The organism is Nevskia sp. (assembly GCF_021732705.1).
GTDB lineage: Bacteria > Pseudomonadota > Gammaproteobacteria > Nevskiales > Nevskiaceae > Nevskia.
Map to the genome: position 1 here is coordinate 72,953 of NZ_JAKFUM010000016.1, position 17,394 is coordinate 90,346.

At 63.7% G+C, this 17,394-nt stretch carries 15 protein-coding genes; all 15 read right to left on the reverse strand.

Annotated features, from left to right (window positions below):
• Positions 1-41 precede the first annotated feature (41 nt).
• Entirely contained in the window at positions 42-1,514 is a 1,473-nt protein-coding gene (gene tagH, locus QZ951_RS16930; protein ID WP_293002725.1) for a type VI secretion system-associated FHA domain protein TagH, read from the reverse strand.
• A gap of 136 nt (positions 1,515-1,650) precedes the next feature.
• Positions 1,651-1,893 (reverse strand): PAAR domain-containing protein, encoded by a 243-nt coding sequence (locus QZ951_RS20435; RefSeq protein WP_366943975.1) that lies wholly within the window; start codon positions 1,891-1,893, stop codon positions 1,651-1,653.
• A gap of 851 nt (positions 1,894-2,744) precedes the next feature.
• Positions 2,745-3,146 (reverse strand): hypothetical protein, encoded by a 402-nt coding sequence (locus tag QZ951_RS16940; RefSeq protein WP_293002729.1) that lies wholly within the window; start codon positions 3,144-3,146, stop codon positions 2,745-2,747.
• Between the two features lie 12 nt (positions 3,147-3,158).
• On the reverse strand, positions 3,159-3,539 hold the full coding sequence (locus tag QZ951_RS16945) for a hypothetical protein (protein WP_293002731.1): 381 nt from the start codon (positions 3,537-3,539) through the stop codon (positions 3,159-3,161).
• The gene (locus tag QZ951_RS16950) at positions 3,536-4,087 is read right to left on the reverse strand and encodes a hypothetical protein (RefSeq protein ID WP_293002733.1); all 552 of its coding nucleotides are present in this window, start codon (positions 4,085-4,087) and stop codon (positions 3,536-3,538) included. The genes QZ951_RS16945 and QZ951_RS16950 overlap by 4 nt, the downstream gene beginning before the upstream one ends.
• Before the next feature lie 10 nt (positions 4,088-4,097).
• Complete coding sequence (gene tssI, locus QZ951_RS16955) at positions 4,098-6,140, reverse strand: type VI secretion system Vgr family protein (protein WP_293002735.1); 2,043 nt, start codon at positions 6,138-6,140, stop codon at positions 4,098-4,100.
• 200 nt (positions 6,141-6,340) lie between these two features.
• The gene (locus tag QZ951_RS16960; protein ID WP_293002737.1) at positions 6,341-7,756 is read right to left on the reverse strand and encodes a tetratricopeptide repeat protein; all 1,416 of its coding nucleotides are present in this window, start codon (positions 7,754-7,756) and stop codon (positions 6,341-6,343) included.
• A 474-nt stretch (positions 7,757-8,230) separates the two neighbouring features.
• Positions 8,231-8,614 (reverse strand): hypothetical protein, encoded by a 384-nt coding sequence (locus tag QZ951_RS16965; RefSeq protein ID WP_293002739.1) that lies wholly within the window; start codon positions 8,612-8,614, stop codon positions 8,231-8,233.
• Between the two features lie 20 nt (positions 8,615-8,634).
• A complete protein-coding gene (locus QZ951_RS16970; protein WP_293002741.1) occupies positions 8,635-9,702 on the reverse strand; it encodes a M35 family metallo-endopeptidase in 1,068 nt (355 codons plus the stop codon).
• Positions 9,703-9,720: 18 nt separating this feature from the next.
• Positions 9,721-12,447 carry a type VI secretion system ATPase TssH gene (tssH, locus tag QZ951_RS16975; RefSeq protein ID WP_293002744.1) on the reverse strand — a complete coding sequence of 909 codons (2,727 nt, stop codon included), beginning with the start codon at positions 12,445-12,447 and terminating at the stop codon, positions 9,721-9,723.
• A gap of 126 nt (positions 12,448-12,573) precedes the next feature.
• Positions 12,574-13,566 carry a type VI secretion system baseplate subunit TssG gene (tssG, locus tag QZ951_RS16980; RefSeq protein WP_293002746.1) on the reverse strand — a complete coding sequence of 331 codons (993 nt, stop codon included), beginning with the start codon at positions 13,564-13,566 and terminating at the stop codon, positions 12,574-12,576.
• Positions 13,567-13,573: 7 nt separating this feature from the next.
• Positions 13,574-15,457, reverse strand: a complete 1,884-nt coding sequence (gene tssF / locus QZ951_RS16985; RefSeq protein WP_293002748.1) for a type VI secretion system baseplate subunit TssF — start codon at positions 15,455-15,457, stop codon at positions 13,574-13,576.
• Complete coding sequence (gene tssE / locus QZ951_RS16990; RefSeq protein ID WP_293002751.1) at positions 15,457-15,960, reverse strand: type VI secretion system baseplate subunit TssE; 504 nt, start codon at positions 15,958-15,960, stop codon at positions 15,457-15,459. Before tssE ends, tssF begins: the two co-directional genes overlap by 1 nt.
• Positions 15,961-15,963: 3 nt before the next feature.
• Positions 15,964-16,770 carry a type VI secretion system accessory protein TagJ gene (locus QZ951_RS16995; RefSeq protein ID WP_293002753.1) on the reverse strand — a complete coding sequence of 269 codons (807 nt, stop codon included), beginning with the start codon at positions 16,768-16,770 and terminating at the stop codon, positions 15,964-15,966.
• 82 nt (positions 16,771-16,852) lie between these two features.
• The gene (locus QZ951_RS17000; RefSeq protein WP_293002755.1) at positions 16,853-17,353 is read right to left on the reverse strand and encodes a type VI secretion system tube protein Hcp; all 501 of its coding nucleotides are present in this window, start codon (positions 17,351-17,353) and stop codon (positions 16,853-16,855) included.
• Positions 17,354-17,394: the final 41 nt, after the last annotated feature.

The window sequence follows — 17,394 nt, forward strand, 5'->3', positions numbered from 1 at the left end:
CCCCGAACCAGCGAACTCTCTTTCTCGTTATCCGCCGATGCTCAGCGGTGTGTCGCCTGCTGCATTCTCCGCGCCGATTTCAGGCGCGACAACTGCTCTTCGTAAGCTTTTGCGAACTCCTCCCCAAACAGCCGACGGAATCGATCGTCAGGATTCCGGTTCATCGCTTCGAACTGCTCGCGGTACTTGTCCCAATACTTGCCCTTGCCGGCAAAGTCCATGAATCCGGAGCGCTTGGCACCGCCATCGACGTCCTGCTCGAAGCGCTCCGGACTGAACTGCTGAAGCATCGATTCGAACGCGGCGCGGATGCCGGCAAGCATCGCCATCTGATGGCAGCGGATGTCCTCGAAGGCATCCTGGAACGCGGCCGTTCCGGACAGGAATCCGGACGACGGCGGCGCCATGATCCGGGCCAGCGCCTCTTCGGGATTCGGCGCGAACTTCAGCGGATTGTTCTCCGACCGCTGGATGATCGTGACCGGCAACCGAAAGGTGTTCTTGATCTCGGCGCGTGCGCGCAGCACCTCCATCACGCCATCGACGACCACGCGGAAAATCTGATCGACATCGGCCGGCAGCACCGGCGCGCCCGGAAGCACGGTCGGTGCGGCCATCGTCACCGGCGCGGGTGCGACAGGTCGCGGCGCAGGCGGCGGTGGCGGTGGCGGGGCAACTGGCGGTGCCGGCGGCGCAGGCTTCGGCTTCGGCGCGAAGTCGCCCATCGTCAGATCCCAGTTGTCCGGCAAGGTCTGGCCACTGCGCGGATTGGCCGACTGCATCGGCGGCAGCGACGGTGTTGGCGGCCGAAAACTGTCGGACATCGCCGGCGTGTGGTTCCAACTGGGGGCCGACGTCTGGCTCGGGCCCAGCATCGAACCGCTGCTGTCGCCCGGTCCGAGGAAACTCAGCGGATCCAGTTCGTTGACGCCCCCGGCCAGCGGATCCCAGCCGGGAATCAGATCCCCGGCCCCGCTGGCCATGCCGAGACCGGGCAGGCTGCCGCCCGGCAGCGGCGGGGCCGCCGCGGGTGCCGGTGGCGGCGCCAGCAGGTCGAAATCGAAAGGGTCTTCGATCAGGTTCGCCGCACGCGGTGGCGGCGCCGGCGGCGCGGCATACGCCGGCGGCGCCGGATAGCCCGGCAACGGCGGCGCTGCCGTGGGCAACGGCGGTGGCGACGCCATCGCCGCAGCGGACGCATCGGCCAGCTTCACTTCGACCTCGAACGAATCGACCAGCAGTCGATCGCCATCGTTCAGCATCGATGGCTCGCCCTTGGTCAGCGGCGCTCCATTCAGCAGCATGCCGTTGGTGCTGCGGTCCTCGATGAAATAGAAGCCGTTCAGCAGCCGGATCATCGCGTGCACGCGCGACACGCCGGAGGCACTCAGCACCCAGTCGCAATCCTCCGAACGGCCGATGGAACCGCCACGGCCATCGAAGACCTTCCGTGCGCGCGCACCGAATTGCGCCGCGTGGGGACCGGAGACTTGCAGGATCAGCGATTGCGGCATGGTCAATGGGACGGGAAGTCAGGCGACGCGGACAGCACGACGAGCCGCAGCTGCGGGCAAGCGATGCGTCGCGGCACGGTTAACGGTCGGATCGGCATCTGCGGTGAACAATGTCATCGGGGCGCGGGCGCTGTCATCAGCCAATCAATACGGTCGGGCAGCCAAGCACGATCGTTCCACCATGAACAGTCGGATCACCCATGCGCGCGGCGGGCGTGCCGCCAATCAGCACCTTGAACGATCCGAGCATGACCGCGTCCGGCGGACCGACGCAGGTCGCCATGTCGCCGACTCTGGCCGCGGGCATGCCGCCGATCAGCACCATCGGGTAACCCAGCGCTATCGGGCCACCGACATGCGGAACCGGGCCGGTGAACATCGGGCAGACATGCAGGTCGCCAATGCGCGCGGCCGGCTGCCCACCGCCACCGCCGCCACCCCCACTGCCAGCCGCACCGCCATTGCCGCCCGCAGACGAACCGGAATTCGACGCCGCTGCGTCGTTGCCGCCTCCTGACGCACCGCCTGCGGCAGCAGCAGTGCCGGCCGATGCCGCCGCTGCCGCCTGCTGATTGGCCCCGGTCACGATGGCCCCCTTGGCCTCGAATTCGACCGCCTTCGCGTGTGCCTCGGGCAGGATGCGCGCGAAGGCGCTGTTCTTTTCTGCCGCCAGTTCGGCTGCCGGAATGCCGTTGATCGTGCGCTTGCCGGGGTTTTCGAGCATCGTTGGCAGCTCGGTGGCCCAGAAAACCTTTTGCAGGGGCTTCGGCATCATCACGATCACGTCGCCGCTTGCGGCCTCGACAAACTCCGCTGATGCCTGCCCCCAGAAGCTGTTTTGCAGCGCTTGTGCATCGCCCTCGATACCGAACAGGGCCGCGTTGGCAGCCATCGCGGCAGCCTTGTTCGGATCGTTGACGTCGAGCTTCCGCGCGTTGGTCACGAGATACTCCAGTTCTTCGCGACTGCCAGCTTTCACGCCGGACAGCTCGCCAAGCTTCGCGACGAAAGTGGGATTCGATAACAAGGCTACACGATCCGTCGTATCGATGACCGAGTACCCGGTTTCCTGAATGGCCGCCGCGCGCGCCGCTCGGCTCATGCCGGAATACAGAATGACGTTCGGTGTCGCGGGCGACGCATCGACGGTGCGGGCGATCGCAGCCAGCTCATCCAGCGATTTCGCCTGGTCAAGTCTGGATAATGCGTTCGAGAGTTCCGGGCCAGGCATCAGAAGATCTCGTTGATCGCCCCGTCACCCAAGCGGAACTCGACCGCGTCAAAGCGTCGGAAATGGAACCGCGCCGCGTGTTCGAGCAGATAACTGCGAACGGCGCCCTGCGCCTTTGCAATGGCATCCGGCGTGACCAGCACGTAGTGGAAGACCGGCCCCAGCGCATTGATGCCGAAACTGGTGATCACCGCCCGGCAAACCGGCCCGGAGGCAGGCTCGAAATTGATCCCGAAATAAAAACTGCCGGCCGGAGAGACCGCCTGACAAGCCGCAGGCCCGCCCGGGAACAGGGCTTTGCCGATGCGTAAAACCTGCCAGCCATCGGCATTGATCGGCCATTGGCCACTCTGGTCGTACGCGGGCTTAGTCATGCGGTCCGGATATCGACGCTGCTGCAAAATGGTCAGCCATCAGAAAATCTCGATATGCACGTCGTCGCCCAACCGGAACTTGACCGCGTCAATCCATCGGTCGTGATAAGCCAGCGGATGCGTCAACAACAGTTCACGCACGACCGCCTGCGCCTTGCTGATCGCGTCAGGAGTGATCAGCAGATAGCGCCAAGGGCCACGTGCGGCCGATCGGCCAAAGCTGCTGATGACGGCACGGCACGGGTCGCCGAACAGAGGCTCGAACGTCATGGCGAAGAAGAAGTGATAGTGAGGCGAATTCACCCGATACGCAGAATGCCCGCCGGGAAACAGCGCCCGGCCTATGGGCACGAGCTGCCAGCCATCGGCCGTTGTCGGCCATTGCGCGGGCGCAGCGCGTTCCGAATCGACCGGCGTCATGCAGCACCCGCGTGGTTGGCGCTGGTGGCGCCTAGCAACGACAAGGCATTCTGGATGAACGCGATACGGCGCGTATTGATCTCGGCGGGCACCTTGGCACACAGCGAATTGATCGCCCCGGCCACAGCCATCGCCGTCAGGTGATCCGGCGGTGGTACCGGAACCGTCTGCGTGGCAGGCGCCAGACTGCCGCCGGCCCAGCCGGCCGCAGCGGCGAAAAACGTCGCCAAGGTCTTGTACTTGCCGGCGTTCGCGAACTCGAAGGCGGCGCGCCGATTGGCTTCCGATGGGTCACGCACCCACTTCTCGGCCATTGCCGCGCCGGACTTCTCGGTGATATCCAGCGGAAAGTCTCGAGCGCACTGACAGAGCCACCCCACGGCATAGCGCTTCGGCAGCAGGCGGGCGATCAGTTTCAGCGCATCCATGCCGAGGTTGGCCGCAAGCAGCGTTTGCACGGCCGCCGCCGGTGCGGCGTCAGGCGTCAGCAAGGCCAATGCCTCAGGCGAAAGATCCATCTGTTCGGCAGCCATCATCACGTTGGACATGGGCGCGCTCCTAGCCGATCTTGACCAGACCGCCGGAAAGCGATGCGATGCCATCGCCCGTCAGATTCAGCATCGGCGCCTTGACTGTGCCCGAGGCGCCGCCGGTGACTTCCATCGTGGCGCCGCCGCTGGCCTTGAACCCGACCCCGGCCTTGGCCTCGACATTCACGCTGCCTTCGATCTTGACGTTGACGCCCTTGATCGTGATGTCGCCACCGGCCGTCATCGTGATGCTCGACGCGCCGGTCACGAGCTCGATTTCCGTCCCGGCCGTCAGCTTGTACTTCTGCTTCACGTCCGTCGTCGCGTTGGCACCGACCGACAGCGTGTCCTCCTTGCCGATGTCATGCGTCCGGTTGAACTTGATCGTGAACGTCTCGTCGTTTTCGATCGTGTGCGTCCGGTCATGCTTGATCAGCACCGTTTCATCGTGATCCACCGTGTGCATGCGATCGTGCTTGATCAGTTCGGTCTCGTCGTGACCGACCTCGACGAAATGGTCGTTCTCGACCATCTCCCGCAGGTCTTTTTCGGCGTGCAGATAGACCTCTTCCTCGCCTTTCTTGTCCTCGAACCGGAACTCGTTGAAATTCGCGGCGCCGCCGCCCTTGTGGCTGCGGCTCTTGATGCCGCTTTGCGTCATATTGGCCGGGAGCGCATACGGCGGCATGTGATCGGCGTTGTAGACACTGCCGATGATCAGCGGCCGGTCCGGATCCCCTTCGAGAAAACTGACGACGACTTCCTGACCGACGCGCGGAATGTGGATCATGCCCCACTGCTTGCCGGCCCAGGCACTCGCCACACGAACCGGACACGAGATGTCATGGTTGGCCCGGTCGGCCTTCGCCCAATGAAAGATCACCTGAATCCGGGCATTGCTGTCCACCACGATGTCTTCAGCCACCGAGTCCTTCGTGCCGCAGACGACGGCAGTCTGCAGGCCGATCACGCTGGGCTTCGGCGTGACCTGTGCAGCGCGAAACGGCTGCTTGCTCGGAATCACTTCGAATCGGCAGCGGTAGGATTCGTTGCTGCCCCCACCGGACGTTTCGGCCGATTCCTGACAGTGGGTCGATGTCGACACCACCAGGTAATCCTGGTTCAACGCTGCGATCGGAAACTCCTTGAGCTTGAACAAGGCGCCGGAGGTCAGCGTGAGTGAATTGGTCGCGCCCTGAAAAATGGCCTGCGGCACGTTCAGCGCTTCGACCCGAACCTTGGCGTAGCGCTTGCCATCGGCCACCGCCTCGTGATCGCCGGGGTAGTCGAATACTTCGAGACCGGCAACGGTGTGGACATCCGCCGGATTGCCGACCTGCTCAGGCGCCATCAAAGACGCCTTGGGCTTCATCGGGTCGTAATCGTTCAGTACGTACTTGGTCGTCTGAACGCTGCGTGACGTCTTCCAGTCCGTGACCGCAGGACCGGCATGACGCTGCGAGGCGTCGCCCGGAAGCCACGGCAGTTCGCCAAACTTGGCGGGCTTCGCGTGGCCCGTTGTCCCATCCGCCAGTACCATCGTGTGAGTACTGGCCGTGTGCTCGAAGTAGTAGTAGATGCCTTCCTGTTCCATCAGCCGCGACAGGAAGTTGAAGTAGGTCTCCCGGTACTGCACGCAGTACTCACGCTTCGGATACGTCCCGGTCAGCGAAAGCTTGACGTCCGAGTAACCAACTTCGTTCAGCACCTTCTTGATGATGTGGACGACGCTCGCATTCTTGTAGATGCGGCAATCAGCCTTGCGCGTCTGCAGCCAGGGCTTGGGCACCAGATGGAACGCGTACTCGGCGTGGCGCTTGTCATCCAGCGACTCGAAGCTGATCTGTTCCGCCTCGGCGACGATGCCATTGAAATGTCGCTTCAGGCCATCGTCAAGCGTCACCGTCACCGTCATCGGCTTGCCCAGCAGCGCCTGCAGATCAACCTTCGCGTTCCTGCTCGTCGCACGCAGATTGAAGCTGAACGGCCGACCCAGCGACTCGTCAGCCTGCAGGCTCGAGAACAGCAGCGCATCACCCAGGTCGGAGGTCAGCTTGATCGTTCGTGCCATCTATCGGTCTCCGCCGAAAGTCGCGGTTTCAGCCTCGAAACCCGTGACACTGTTTAGCATATTTCTTGATAAATCGAACGTCACAGCCGCATCGAGCTTAAAGCCAATGCCTACCGGCTCACATCTCGGCCGAAATCCGACCAAAAGCGGCACCCAATCATGGGTTTTGCGGCCAATTCTGATTGCCAGCCCGGACATTATCAGGGTACGCAGACACTGGCCTGTGACGTCATGCGCATCCGCTCTACCGACACTGCGCGGTCACGGCGTCGCGCCACGACGATCCAGCCCGGCACGGGCCGCCCGGCTTCCTGACGGAGCGACGCCTGATCGACACAGGCATCGACGAAGCCAGCCAGTGAGAGAGCATTGTCGACATGACGCCGGCTGTGCCGGAAGCGCCCGCTCATCGACAACTCAAATCGGTCCTCCTCGTCAGGAAGCGCTTCCAGCGTGCATCCAAACAGCCCGCCATCGACCAGAGCCGACGCGACACGACCAAACAGCTCGCGAAGATCGCCGAAGTAGATCAGCGTGTCCGCCAACAGCACCGCCTCCCATCGTGCCTCGGCAGATGCCAGGAAGTCCGACAGCTCAGCCACTTCCAGCCGGTCGTAACCGCGTCCGTCCGCGCGATAAAGCATGCCGGCCGACAGATCAACGCCTACCGGCTCGGCCGCGAATGGCCGAAACAGCGGCCCGCAAAGCCCGGTTCCGCACCCGGCATCCAGCATGGACAGCCGCCCGTTCGGATTGCCCAAAAATGGCGCCGTGCGCTCAAGGAGCCGCTGCGGTGGAACATAATTCAAGTTGTCGACCAGCATTTCATCGAAGCTGGCTGCGAAACTGTCGAACGTAGACTTGATGAATGCGTCATCCGCGCGACCTGGGGCTGGCGCACCACCCGCAGCGGCCAGCATGTGACGCGCTACCGGATGATGCGGCTCATGCGCCAACCAGTCGCGGTACACGGCCGCGGCCTCGTCACGACGCTCCAGCAGGTACAACATCAGCCCGAGTTCCGATCGCGCGGGTCCATCGCCAGGCTCGTGCCGGAAAATGGCCGTGAAGCAGTTCAGCGCCTCCTCGATATCCGTCATCGACATCGAGTTACGGCGCAGAAAGCGGTCGTAATTGAACAGGGTGGAGCGACGCGGCGGCGAAGCCGCCAGTAACCTGCGGTACATCGCACGCGCTTCAGCGATACGGCCATCGGCTTCGAGCACTACCGCGAGGTTAAGCAGCGCATCCAACAAGCAAGGACGCAGTTCAAGCGCCCGCTCGTAGCACCGCTGCGCGTCATCCAGTCTCCCGAGCAGCTTGTAGGCGTTGCCCAGATTGATATGCGCATCGACGTAGTCAGGGGCCTCCTTGACAGCAGCCTCGATCAGCACGATCGCGTCGTCCATCCGTTGCTGACGAATGCGCAGCACACCGAGAAAATTCAATGCATCCGGGTGGCTTGGGTAGTGCTGCAACACCTCGTTATACGGACGCTCGGACTCAGCAAATTCACCCGCACGCTGCAACTCGTTTGCCTTATCAACAGCAGCAGCGAATGCCGCCGGTTGCGGCACGGCACGGTGAACAGCATTGCGCGCAATGGTCCACTTCATATCGTCTTTAAGAATTTCTCATCTGTCAGCGACGCTTGATACTTCAACGAGTAGCCGAATTCCACCGTCTGCATGACTTTCATGCATTCAGCTCATTCGCCACGCCGACACTCCTCGACCTTTGAGCAAGGGCGTTACACCGAATACGGGTCATCGAATATTAGCCAACTACCAGCGCAATCGTGTTGCCAAAAACGCTGATGACCGAGTTCTACTTCGGGGAGCATTAATGAATTCAGCCGCGAACTTTTCGCGAAGCAGAAAACACGCTGGGGCAAAGTGCTAGCAACACAACACGCATTGGAGTTCCATAAATCTGTTCAGCTCGCGCAAACCGCAGAAACAGGCGAGCGATGTTTAATAATTGGACCTAGCCAATTTTCGCTAGCAAAGGCTCGCATGTGATGCTTAAAATCGATCGTAGCTCCATTTCGAAGATCAAAGAATCCCGGATGTCGCTGCGCTCCATCCGGGCTACGCTTGCTCGCAGAACGGCACGCCGCTGGCGGCGGCCTCCTGCAGGGAGGCCGCCATTGCGGCCGGGTCCAGCGGCTCGCCGAAGGTGTCGTCCGACGGGCTCGGCGCCGCGGCGCCGGCGCGGCGGACCGCGGCCGGTGCGGGCGCCGGCGTCGCCGATTCCTCCGGCGTCGCCAGCGCACGCAACGGCAGCTCCGCGGCGGCACGGGCGCCCGGCCGCGCAAAGCCGGCCAGCAGCGCGATCACCGTGTCGTCGTCCAGCATCGCCAGCCCGCCGACCCCGGGCAGCCCGGCCGCCTGCTGGCGCAGCCGGGCCATCGTGACACCGTCGACGCGTGCCGCGGCGCGCAGGTCGGGTCCGGGAGGCGGGGTGGAGCTCACGCTTGTTCGGGGGGGCGGGTTCAGATGTTCTTCAGGAAGCTGATCGCGTAGTAGCTCCAGCAGTCGGCCACGTTGCGGGCAGAGGCCGGATCGGTGCGGGCCAGCGCGGTGCAGTCCCCGATGCCGTAGGTCGTCACGCCGGCCAGGCTCTTGTCCGAGGTGCCGAGCACCTTGTGGGTCAGCTCGTGGTAGACGGTGGCCGCCGCGCCCTCGTACGGGCAAGGGTCGCCGAGGAACTCCGCGTTACAGACGATGCGCATGCCGTTGCCGGTGTGGTTGCCGGCCGACCACACGTAGCCGTAGACGCCGGGGCCGATGACCTCGTCCTGGGTCGGGCCGAGCGGGTCGTTGCCGTTGACGTAGTGCAGCGTCACGCTGGGCCGGTGCACGAAGGTGATCGGCCGGGTGCGCATCGCCATCTCCATCAGGCTGGCTTTCTGCGCCATGTCGGCCACGACCTGGGCGTTCGCGGCGCCGAACCAGCGTGTGTAGCGGGTGCGCTCCGGCGTCGACTGCCCGCCGCCCGTGGCCAGGCCCATCTGCACCGCGCGCATGCCCATCGTCGCCTTCTTGGCACCGATGAACGCGTTCTCCCAGCCCTTGCGGGCCTTCACCAGTTCGGTGTCGGAGAAGCCCTCGTAGCTGACGTTCGAGTAGGTGGCGTCCTTGACGATCGTCGCCAGCCCGGCGCGCGCGAACTTGCCGTCCAGGTCGCCATCGGCCAGCCGCTTCGCGCCGCCGCGCACCTCGTCGAGGAAGCCGGCCGGCCGGTTCATGCGCGCGATGTTGTTCACCGCCTTCACCTGCGCCTGGCGGCCTGCCTTGTCCTGGTCGAGCGCGGCGATGATGCCGTCGACCAGTTCGGTCACCGCGCCGTCGGTGTTGCGCACGCTCTTGAACAGGTCGTCCTTGCTCTGCTGCCACGCGGCCACCGCCGCGCTCAGGGCCTCGAGCGTGCCGGGATCGCCGCGGCTCGTGCTGTAGGCCTTGAGCGCCGTGTCCACGCGGCGCAGCTCGTCGCTGCGCGGCTTGGTGAGACCGCGCCGCGTGCGGCGCATCCACTCGTCGTAGCTCATAATCTTCGCCATGGTCCGGATCTCCTCGTGTCAGAACAAATACGCGAACTGCCCGTCGGCCACTCCGACCTGCACGCGCTCGATCGGCCTGCCCTCCATCATGCGCGTAAGGAACTCGCGGCTGATGTCGGGCAGCATGGTGTTGGTCAGGATGGCGTCGATCATGCGGCCGCCCGATTCGCTTTCGGTGCAGCGGCTGACCACGAGCTTGACCACGTCCTCGCCGTACTCGAACGTGATCTTGTAGCGCGCCTCGACCCGCTTCTTGATGCGATTGAGCTGCAGCTTGACGATGCGCCCCAGCATCTCGTCGGACAGCGGGTAGTACGGGATCACCACCAGCCGCCCCAGCAGCGCCGGCGGGAACACCTTCAGCAGCGGCTCGCGCAACGCCTTGGCCATGCCTTCCGGGTCCGGCATCAATTCCGGGTCCTTGCAGAGGCTGGCGATGGTGTCGGTGCCGGCGTTAGTGGTCAGCAGGATCAACGTGTTCTTGAAGTCGATGCTGCGGCCTTCGCCGTCTTCCATGAAGCCCTTGTCAAAGACCTGGAAGAACAGCTCGTGGACGTCCGGATGGGCTTTTTCCACTTCGTCGAGCAGCACCACCGAGTACGGCTTGCGGCGCACCGCTTCGGTCAGCACGCCGCCTTCGCCGTAGCCGACGTAGCCCGGAGGTGCGCCCTTCAATGACGAGACCGTGTGCGCTTCCTGGTACTCGCTCATGTTGATGACGATCATGTTCTGCTCGCCGCCATACAGGGCTTCAGCGAGCGCGATCGCCGTCTCGGTCTTGCCGACGCCGGAGGTGCCGGCAAGCATGAACACCCCGATCGGCTTCTGCGGATTGTCGAGGCCGGCGCGCGAGGTCTGGATGCGCTTGGAGATCATCTCCATTGCGTGATCCTGACCGATCACCCGCTCGCCGAGCAGCTTCGGTAGCTTCAGGATCGTTTCGATCTCATTGCGCGCCATGCGGCCAACCGGAATGCCGGTCCAGTCACCGACGACACTGGCCACGGCCTGGTAGTCGACCGTCGGCAGCATCAGCGGGCTTTCGCCCTGCACGTCTGCCAGCTTGGCCTGTACGTCCTTCAACTTTGCCAGCGTGGCTTCGCGTTCGGCATCGCTGAGAGCTACCGCGGCTGCCGTCTCCGCGCCCGCCTTGCCCGCTTCCGCTTCGAGCTTGGAGCCGGTGCCTTCCACCGGCTTGCCACCGGCACGCAGTTTCGCGCGCAGTTCCAGCATCTCGCTGACCAGCGTCTTTTCCTGCTCCCAGCGGGCTTCGAGGGCGGCGAGCCGCGCCTTCTCGTGGGTCAGATGCTCGCTTGCCTCGGCTTCACGCTCGCCGACGTCGATACCGATGGCCTTCTCGCGCGCGATGATGCCGAGCTCGGTGTTCAGCGAATCGATGCGCTTGCGGCTGTCATCCACTTCGGCCGGTGTGGCGTGCAGGCTGACAGCAACCCGCGCGCAGGCGGTATCCAGCAGGCTGACCGACTTGTCCGGCAACTGCCGTGACGGGATATAGCGGGCGGACAGCTTGACCGCCGCCTCCAGGGCCTCGTCGAGAATCTGGGCCTTGTGGTGCTTCTCCATCGTTGATGCGACACCGCGCATCATCAGGATGGCCTTCTTCTCGTCCGGCTCGTCGACGGTGACGGTCTGGAAGCGACGGGTGAGCGCCGGGTCCTTTTCGATGTGCTTCTTGTACTCGGCAAAGGTCGTCGCGCCGACCGTACGCAAGGTGCCGCGCGCCAGCGCAGGCTTCAGCAGGTTGGCCGCATCGCCGGTGCCGGCGGCACCGCCCGCGCCGACCAGCGTGTGGGTTTCATCGACGAACAGGATGATCGGCTTGGTGCTGGCCTGCACTTCCTCGATCACCGAGCGCAGCCGCTGTTCGAACTCGCCTTTCATGCTGGCACCGGCCTGCAGCAGGCCGACATCCAGCGCCAGCAACTGCACTTCCTTCAGGCTCGGCGGCACATCGCCGCGCGCGATGCGCTGGGCAAAGCCTTCGACCACCGCGGTCTTGCCGACACCGGCCTCACCGACGAGGATCGGATTGTTCTGGCGTCGGCGCATCAGGATGTCGATCACCTGACGGATTTCGTCGTCGCGCCCGACGATCGGGTCCATCTTCCCGGAGCGCGCCTGCTCGGTGAGATCGGTGGTGAACTTCTTCAGGGCTTCCTGCTTGCCCATCGCGGCCGGCGCAATCGCACCGCTGGCCTCGCCGGGCTCGGCGCCGCCAACCTTGAAGCCATCGGAGGCCGACTGGCCATCCTCCGGCGAGCCGGCAACGATGTCGCGGAATCGTTCGGACAGCTCTTCCGGCTTGATCTTCGCGAACTCGGCGGATACGCCGTTCAGCGCGGACTTCAGTTCCCGCGTGCGGATGATGCCAACCAGCAGATAGCCGGAACGCACCTGCGCTTCGCCGAACATCAGCGTGGCGTAGAGCCAGCCTTCTTTGACGGCTTCCTCGACGTTGGTCGACAGGTCGGCCGTGGCGGAACCGCGCGGCAGACGATCGAGCGCATCGGTGATGTCACCGGCCAGCTTCGACGGGTTCAGGCCGAAGTGCTTGATGATGCGGTGCAGATCGGAATCCGGCAGCTGCAGCAGCTGGTGGATCCAGTGCACAAGCTCGACATACTTGTTGCCGCGCAGCTTGCAGAAGACCGTTGCACTCTCGATGCCGCGATACGCGAGCTTGTTCAGCTTGCCGAACAGTGCACCCCGACTGATTTCCGCCATGTCGCTCCCCTTGCCTTGATGTTGTTGAGATCAACGCGTGCCGGATCGGGTCCTCATGGGGCCCCGGACCTCGACACCTTGTTCAGTGGTTGAACCGTCCGTAGCTCGTGATTGCATGCATTTCCGTCACCCGACTGGACGAAGAATCACGTCGTCCAGATCGTCGATCGCCGGTTGAGGCGGTGCCATCCATCCGGTCAGGCCGAGACGTCCGGAGCGCCCCAAGGTCATCGCGGGTACCTGCTCTTTCTTCAGCACCAACTGGACGTCCCACGCCTTTTCGTCGCCGACGTAGTTGCGTACCGTCGATACCAGTTGCCTCAGCGATTCCCCGCCCGGCAGGAATTTCTCGAACTCGCTGCGACTCAGTGGCCCGATCCGCAGGCGAAAGCGCTGCTGGCAGCCCCACGCGTACTCGCCGATCACGGCAGTGCGGCCCAGCGACGCCAGTTCCGAGCCGCCGCCCAGACTCATGTGGGCAGTTGCCGGCAGGCGCATCCACTCGCCAACGAACTCGAGGACGTCGACGGTCACGCGGAAAAAGCGCTCGATCATTCCCTTCAAGCCTTCCCGGCTGCGCGAATGCGAGACGAGGCGCCCGGCAAAGAATCGCTTGTAGCTGTCAGGGAGCGCGTCACGATCTTCGAGGTCGCCGCTGGCAAGCCCGACAAAGGCACCGAGGTAGCGCCGGAAGTGGTCTTCGGCCGGACGATCGAATTGCACGGTCGGCTCGGCATCGGCCCAGGCGCGGTAAAACAACCCTGTCATGCGGTGATGGAAGATGTCCGCGAAGGCACTGAACGTGTGGTCGCGCTCATGCCGGATGCGGTCGATCGCGTACTCGGTCAGATGCGTCGGCAGGGGTCCGTGCGGCCCGAACAGGCCGAAGAACAAGCCGTAGAGCTTCGCCGGCTCGCCCGGCGCGCCCGGGACGTAGCGCTCGATCATCCGAGGCGCGAACTTCAGCGACGGCGTCTGGCACAGCCGGACGAAATCCTCCGTTGCCTTGACCGAGCAGCCAATGCGCGGCCGATCCCGATAGACACATTCGAGTCGACGCGCGGCGGCGAAGAAGTCGTACCGGGACGGGTCATGCTGCAGCGAGGCTTGCAAGTCCATGGCGGGCCTACATCACATGCCGCTTGCCCAGGCTGGCCGGCCAGCGCGCCACTTCGTTGCGCTCGACCGTTCGCAGCACGGTTTCGGAAAACGAGTTGATCGACACGTAACGCGCAAGGAACTCCTGCATCACCGCGCCGAACAGGAACGCACCGGTCCCTTCGAAGGCACCGTCATCGCAGGTCAGCGTGATTTCGAGGCCACGACCGTAGGTGATCGGCCCCGGTACCGGTACGCGGCGCACCACCGGGGCCGACTGCACCGCCTTGATGCCTTCGATCTGACGTCTCGCGGCGGAATCGAACTCGTCGCAGTACAAGGTCAGCATTTCGCGGATCGCGGCGGCGCTGTCCTCCTGCCCGCCTTCGATCAACGACAGATAGTTGAGCTGCAGATGACTGATCAAGCGCCAGGCGCTGCTGCCGGTCGCAATCGACGCGCGCGGTTTCGTCGGACCTGCGACGCAGCGGATCGACTCGACGGGCGCGCCACTATCGAGCGTGAAGTCCGTGGTCGACTTGCCGATGGGCATCGTCAGCGGCAAGTCGCGGTTGGTCACCATCAGCATCATTCCGAGTTGCCGCAGCGACGTGGCGTACGGCGCTTCGTTGCCGTCGACCAGTGAAATGAACATCTCGTTGCCGACGTAGCTGGATCGTGCGCCTTGAAGCTTCTGCCGCGAGGACAGCATTCGCGGTTCGCGACGGATCGAGTAGAACGCGGCTTTCCGGTGATGCCAGGTCCGCTCGTCGCAGCCGTAAAACGGCAGGAAGCGCTGCTCAGGATCGACGCTGTCACCGAAGCCTTCGACCTGACTGATACTGTGAATCTCGTAGTCCATCGGCCGTGTACGGTCGGGCACGATGTGATAGTCGACCTTGCCCGGATCGAGGTGGATCCGGTCCGCACGCCGCGGAAACAGATTGATCGCCGGTGAGCAGTTCAGGCGGATGTTCGAGGCGTCGACCGCACCATGAAGGCTGGAGACGCTGCGGTTCAGCAGCACCACGATCTCAAACTCGGTGCCCTGCGCACGGCTCATCGCACGGCGCAGCCCGCCCAGCACGACGAACAGGAAGCGTTCCGGGCAGGCGAAGTATTCCTGCAGCAATCGATAGCCGCTGAACGAGCGACCGGTGTACGGAATCAGCGCTTCCTGATCGTCAAAACCCTTGCGACGAATCTGGTTGGCATCGAATATTTCGCTGATCGGACCCTGAGTGCCGACCGCTCGGAAGATGAAGCCGACGGCATTGCCCAGCAATTGTTCATACAGCCGCTTCGGCAGTTCATCCGCACCTGCGATGAACAGCGGGATCTCGTCCAGGGTCAGCATGTTCAGCGTGACACCGTCGGGTACCGAGAACCGCATGCGAATCGCCGCCCGTGCTGCCTTGCGCGGCGGCACGACCACACCGGTCGCCGCGATTGCGGCCGGTGTTTCGAGGTATTTCACTTCGTCGACCCGCAGCGGCGTCAAGGTTACGTCGTGCGCGGTTCGGAACTCGCAGGCGGTACGATCGTCGCGGCCAGTCAGCCCGCGCAGCAACGTGTGGCGAGGCACGACGACGCCTGCCATCAAAGACGACTCCTTCAGATCCGGCTGCAACTGCACCACCGCCATCGACGGGATCGGCGCCAGAAAATGCGGGTAGATCATCTCCAGCAGATGCTGGGTGAACACCGGAAATTGAGCGTCCAGCTTCAGCTGGACGCGTGCTGCCAGAAAGGCAAATCCCTCGAGCAGACGCTCGACATACGGATCAGCGCACTCGAAGCCTTCGAGGCCGAGGCGCCCGGCGATCTTCGGGAACTCCCGAGCGAATTCGCTGCCCATCTCGCGAACATGCTGGAGCTCTCGGTTGTAGTACCGAAGCAGGCGCGGATCCATCAGCCGAGACTCTCGGTGACGTTGAGGCGCCCGGTTTCAAGATCGACTTCAGTCTTGAGGTACAGATTCAGCGGAATCGGCTGCGCCCACATCTCGGATTCGATCCGGAACACCAGCGAACGCCGATCCATGCGGTCATCGCTGGCTTCGACCACGACCTTCAGGGTCTCCGCCGTCAGCCGTGGCTCGAACTGCAGGATCGTTTCCCGCAGCCGGCGCTGCAGTGCCGACGCGTCAAGCCCCGAAATGGCGGTTCCGGTCAGATCCGGGATGCCGTAGTTGAGTACGGATTTCTGAACCTCGGGCAAGGACTCCAGTGGCTGATCCGACTCCATCCATACCGTATTCAACAACCAGCCCAGATCGCGGGTCACGCACTCGCGCAGGCGATTTGCGGAGATCACGCGCTGGTCGCGTCCCTCTTCGCGCTTGCCGGGATCGTCGTCCGTGAGACGATCCAGCAGCGACGGCTGCAACCGTTCCTGTGCGGTCAATTCCGCCATGGCTCAGGTGTCCGCCGTGGCCGGGTGGTTGAAGGTGATGACCCGGGTATCCAGCAGCGGATAATCGCCAACGTCGGTCGCCAGCAGGCGCTGGCCGAGCCCGAACGAGACGCCATCCGCGACTTCGAGCCAATCGGTCTTGCGCGCCAGTGCCAACGCACCGTCTTCGGCACGCTCGGAATTCGGATAGCGCGTCGGAATGAAGCCGACCACCTGACCATCGTTGGCCCAGGTGATTTCGACGGGCGTCCAGATCTTGTCACGCAGGTCAGTCGGCGCCTCGACCTTCAGGCGCTTGATCCGCGTGTAAGGCACCCAGGAGTAGCCGCCGTTGACCATCACTTCCACGCAAGGACCCAGACGTGGATCGGCGTCGCCAATCCATTCGAACGGTGTTCCGTCGATCTCGCCGGCTACGGCGTCCGCCTGATCGAACGCCTGCGCGCGCAGTTCGCTTGCCTCGACATGGTGTCCTTGGCTATCCAGGCTGAGCGCCCGGAACAGCAATGCGATCCACGAGGGCGGTTCGCCGATGATGACCGGCGTTCGCTTGCCGGCGAAGACCTCGGCGCGTAGTGCCTCGGCCTGTAGCAAGCGCGAATAGGTGTGGACCATCATCGTCGCGAGCGGATCGAATTCCCCGACGACCTTGAGCTGATTCATCGCGCGGTCCCACTGGCCCAGCACCGACAGCAGCTGAAACAGGAACGTGCGCAGCTTCGGATCACTGGGCTTACCGCGCACCTCGGCCTGCAGTTCACGCAGGGCCGAAGTCACGTCGCCGTTTTTGATGGATTGCAGAGCCTGCACGCACGTTCCCCTGGAATTCTGGAAAACCGGGACAGGCGAAGCGGACAACCGATCCGCGTTCGCCTGCCCTGAATGGACAGCCTTACGAGACCTTCTTCGCCGGGATGTCGTAGCTCGCCGTGCCGGACGGCGCGATGACGCCCTTCTTGTCCTGCTTCAGCGTCTCGAACTTCACCTTCGCGAAGTTGATCGAGATGTTCTCGGTCAGACGGTCTTCGCCGCCGCTGCCGCCGGTCGAGTACGAAGTGATGATCGCGTCGGTCAGCGTCAGCTTCAGGAACGGCTTCTGCTTGTTGTCGATGCCGCCGGCCTTGCACATCGTCAGCACCACTTCCGGGATGTGCTCGCCCGCCACGCAGCACTGCAGGATGCCGGCCGAACCCGCATCGACCCACTTCGTCACGCTGAGGTCCTGAATGTTGGCCTGGCCAGCGCCCGAGCCTTCACCGTAATGGGTGGTGGCGCTCTGGCTGGCGCCCCAGCTCCACGCGAGGATCTCGATCTGGTCGACGAAGTTTTCGGCCTTCGATTCGCCCTTGATCTTCTTGTTGCCGTCAAAGCTCAAATACATGTCCAATGCCATGACATCTTCTCCTGTGAGGTTGTTACGGATTCCGCAATCAC

Excerpts from the sequence above, each read along its gene's own strand:
- tssH (WP_293002744.1), bottom strand. The coding sequence starts at position 12,447 with ATGGCGGAAATCAGTCGGGGTGCACTGTTCGGCAAGCTGAACAAGCTC.
- QZ951_RS17000 (WP_293002755.1), bottom strand. The coding sequence starts at position 17,353 with ATGGCATTGGACATGTATTTGAGCTTTGACGGCAACAAGAAGATCAAG.
- tssF (WP_293002748.1), bottom strand. The coding sequence starts at position 15,457 with ATGGATCCGCGCCTGCTTCGGTACTACAACCGAGAGCTCCAGCATGTT.
- tssI (WP_293002735.1), bottom strand. The coding sequence starts at position 6,140 with ATGGCACGAACGATCAAGCTGACCTCCGACCTGGGTGATGCGCTGCTG.
- tssE (WP_293002751.1), bottom strand. The coding sequence starts at position 15,960 with ATGGCGGAATTGACCGCACAGGAACGGTTGCAGCCGTCGCTGCTGGAT.
- QZ951_RS16960 (WP_293002737.1), bottom strand. The coding sequence starts at position 7,756 with ATGAAGTGGACCATTGCGCGCAATGCTGTTCACCGTGCCGTGCCGCAA.
- QZ951_RS16950 (WP_293002733.1), bottom strand. The coding sequence starts at position 4,087 with ATGTCCAACGTGATGATGGCTGCCGAACAGATGGATCTTTCGCCTGAG.
- tssG (WP_293002746.1), bottom strand. The coding sequence starts at position 13,566 with ATGGACTTGCAAGCCTCGCTGCAGCATGACCCGTCCCGGTACGACTTC.
- tagH (WP_293002725.1), bottom strand. The coding sequence starts at position 1,514 with ATGCCGCAATCGCTGATCCTGCAAGTCTCCGGTCCCCACGCGGCGCAA.
- QZ951_RS16945 (WP_293002731.1), bottom strand. The coding sequence starts at position 3,539 with ATGACGCCGGTCGATTCGGAACGCGCTGCGCCCGCGCAATGGCCGACA.
- QZ951_RS20435 (WP_366943975.1), bottom strand. The coding sequence starts at position 1,893 with ATGTTCACCGGCCCGGTTCCGCATGTCGGTGGCCCGATAGCGCTGGGT.
- QZ951_RS16970 (WP_293002741.1), bottom strand. The coding sequence starts at position 9,702 with ATGGCGAAGATTATGAGCTACGACGAGTGGATGCGCCGCACGCGGCGC.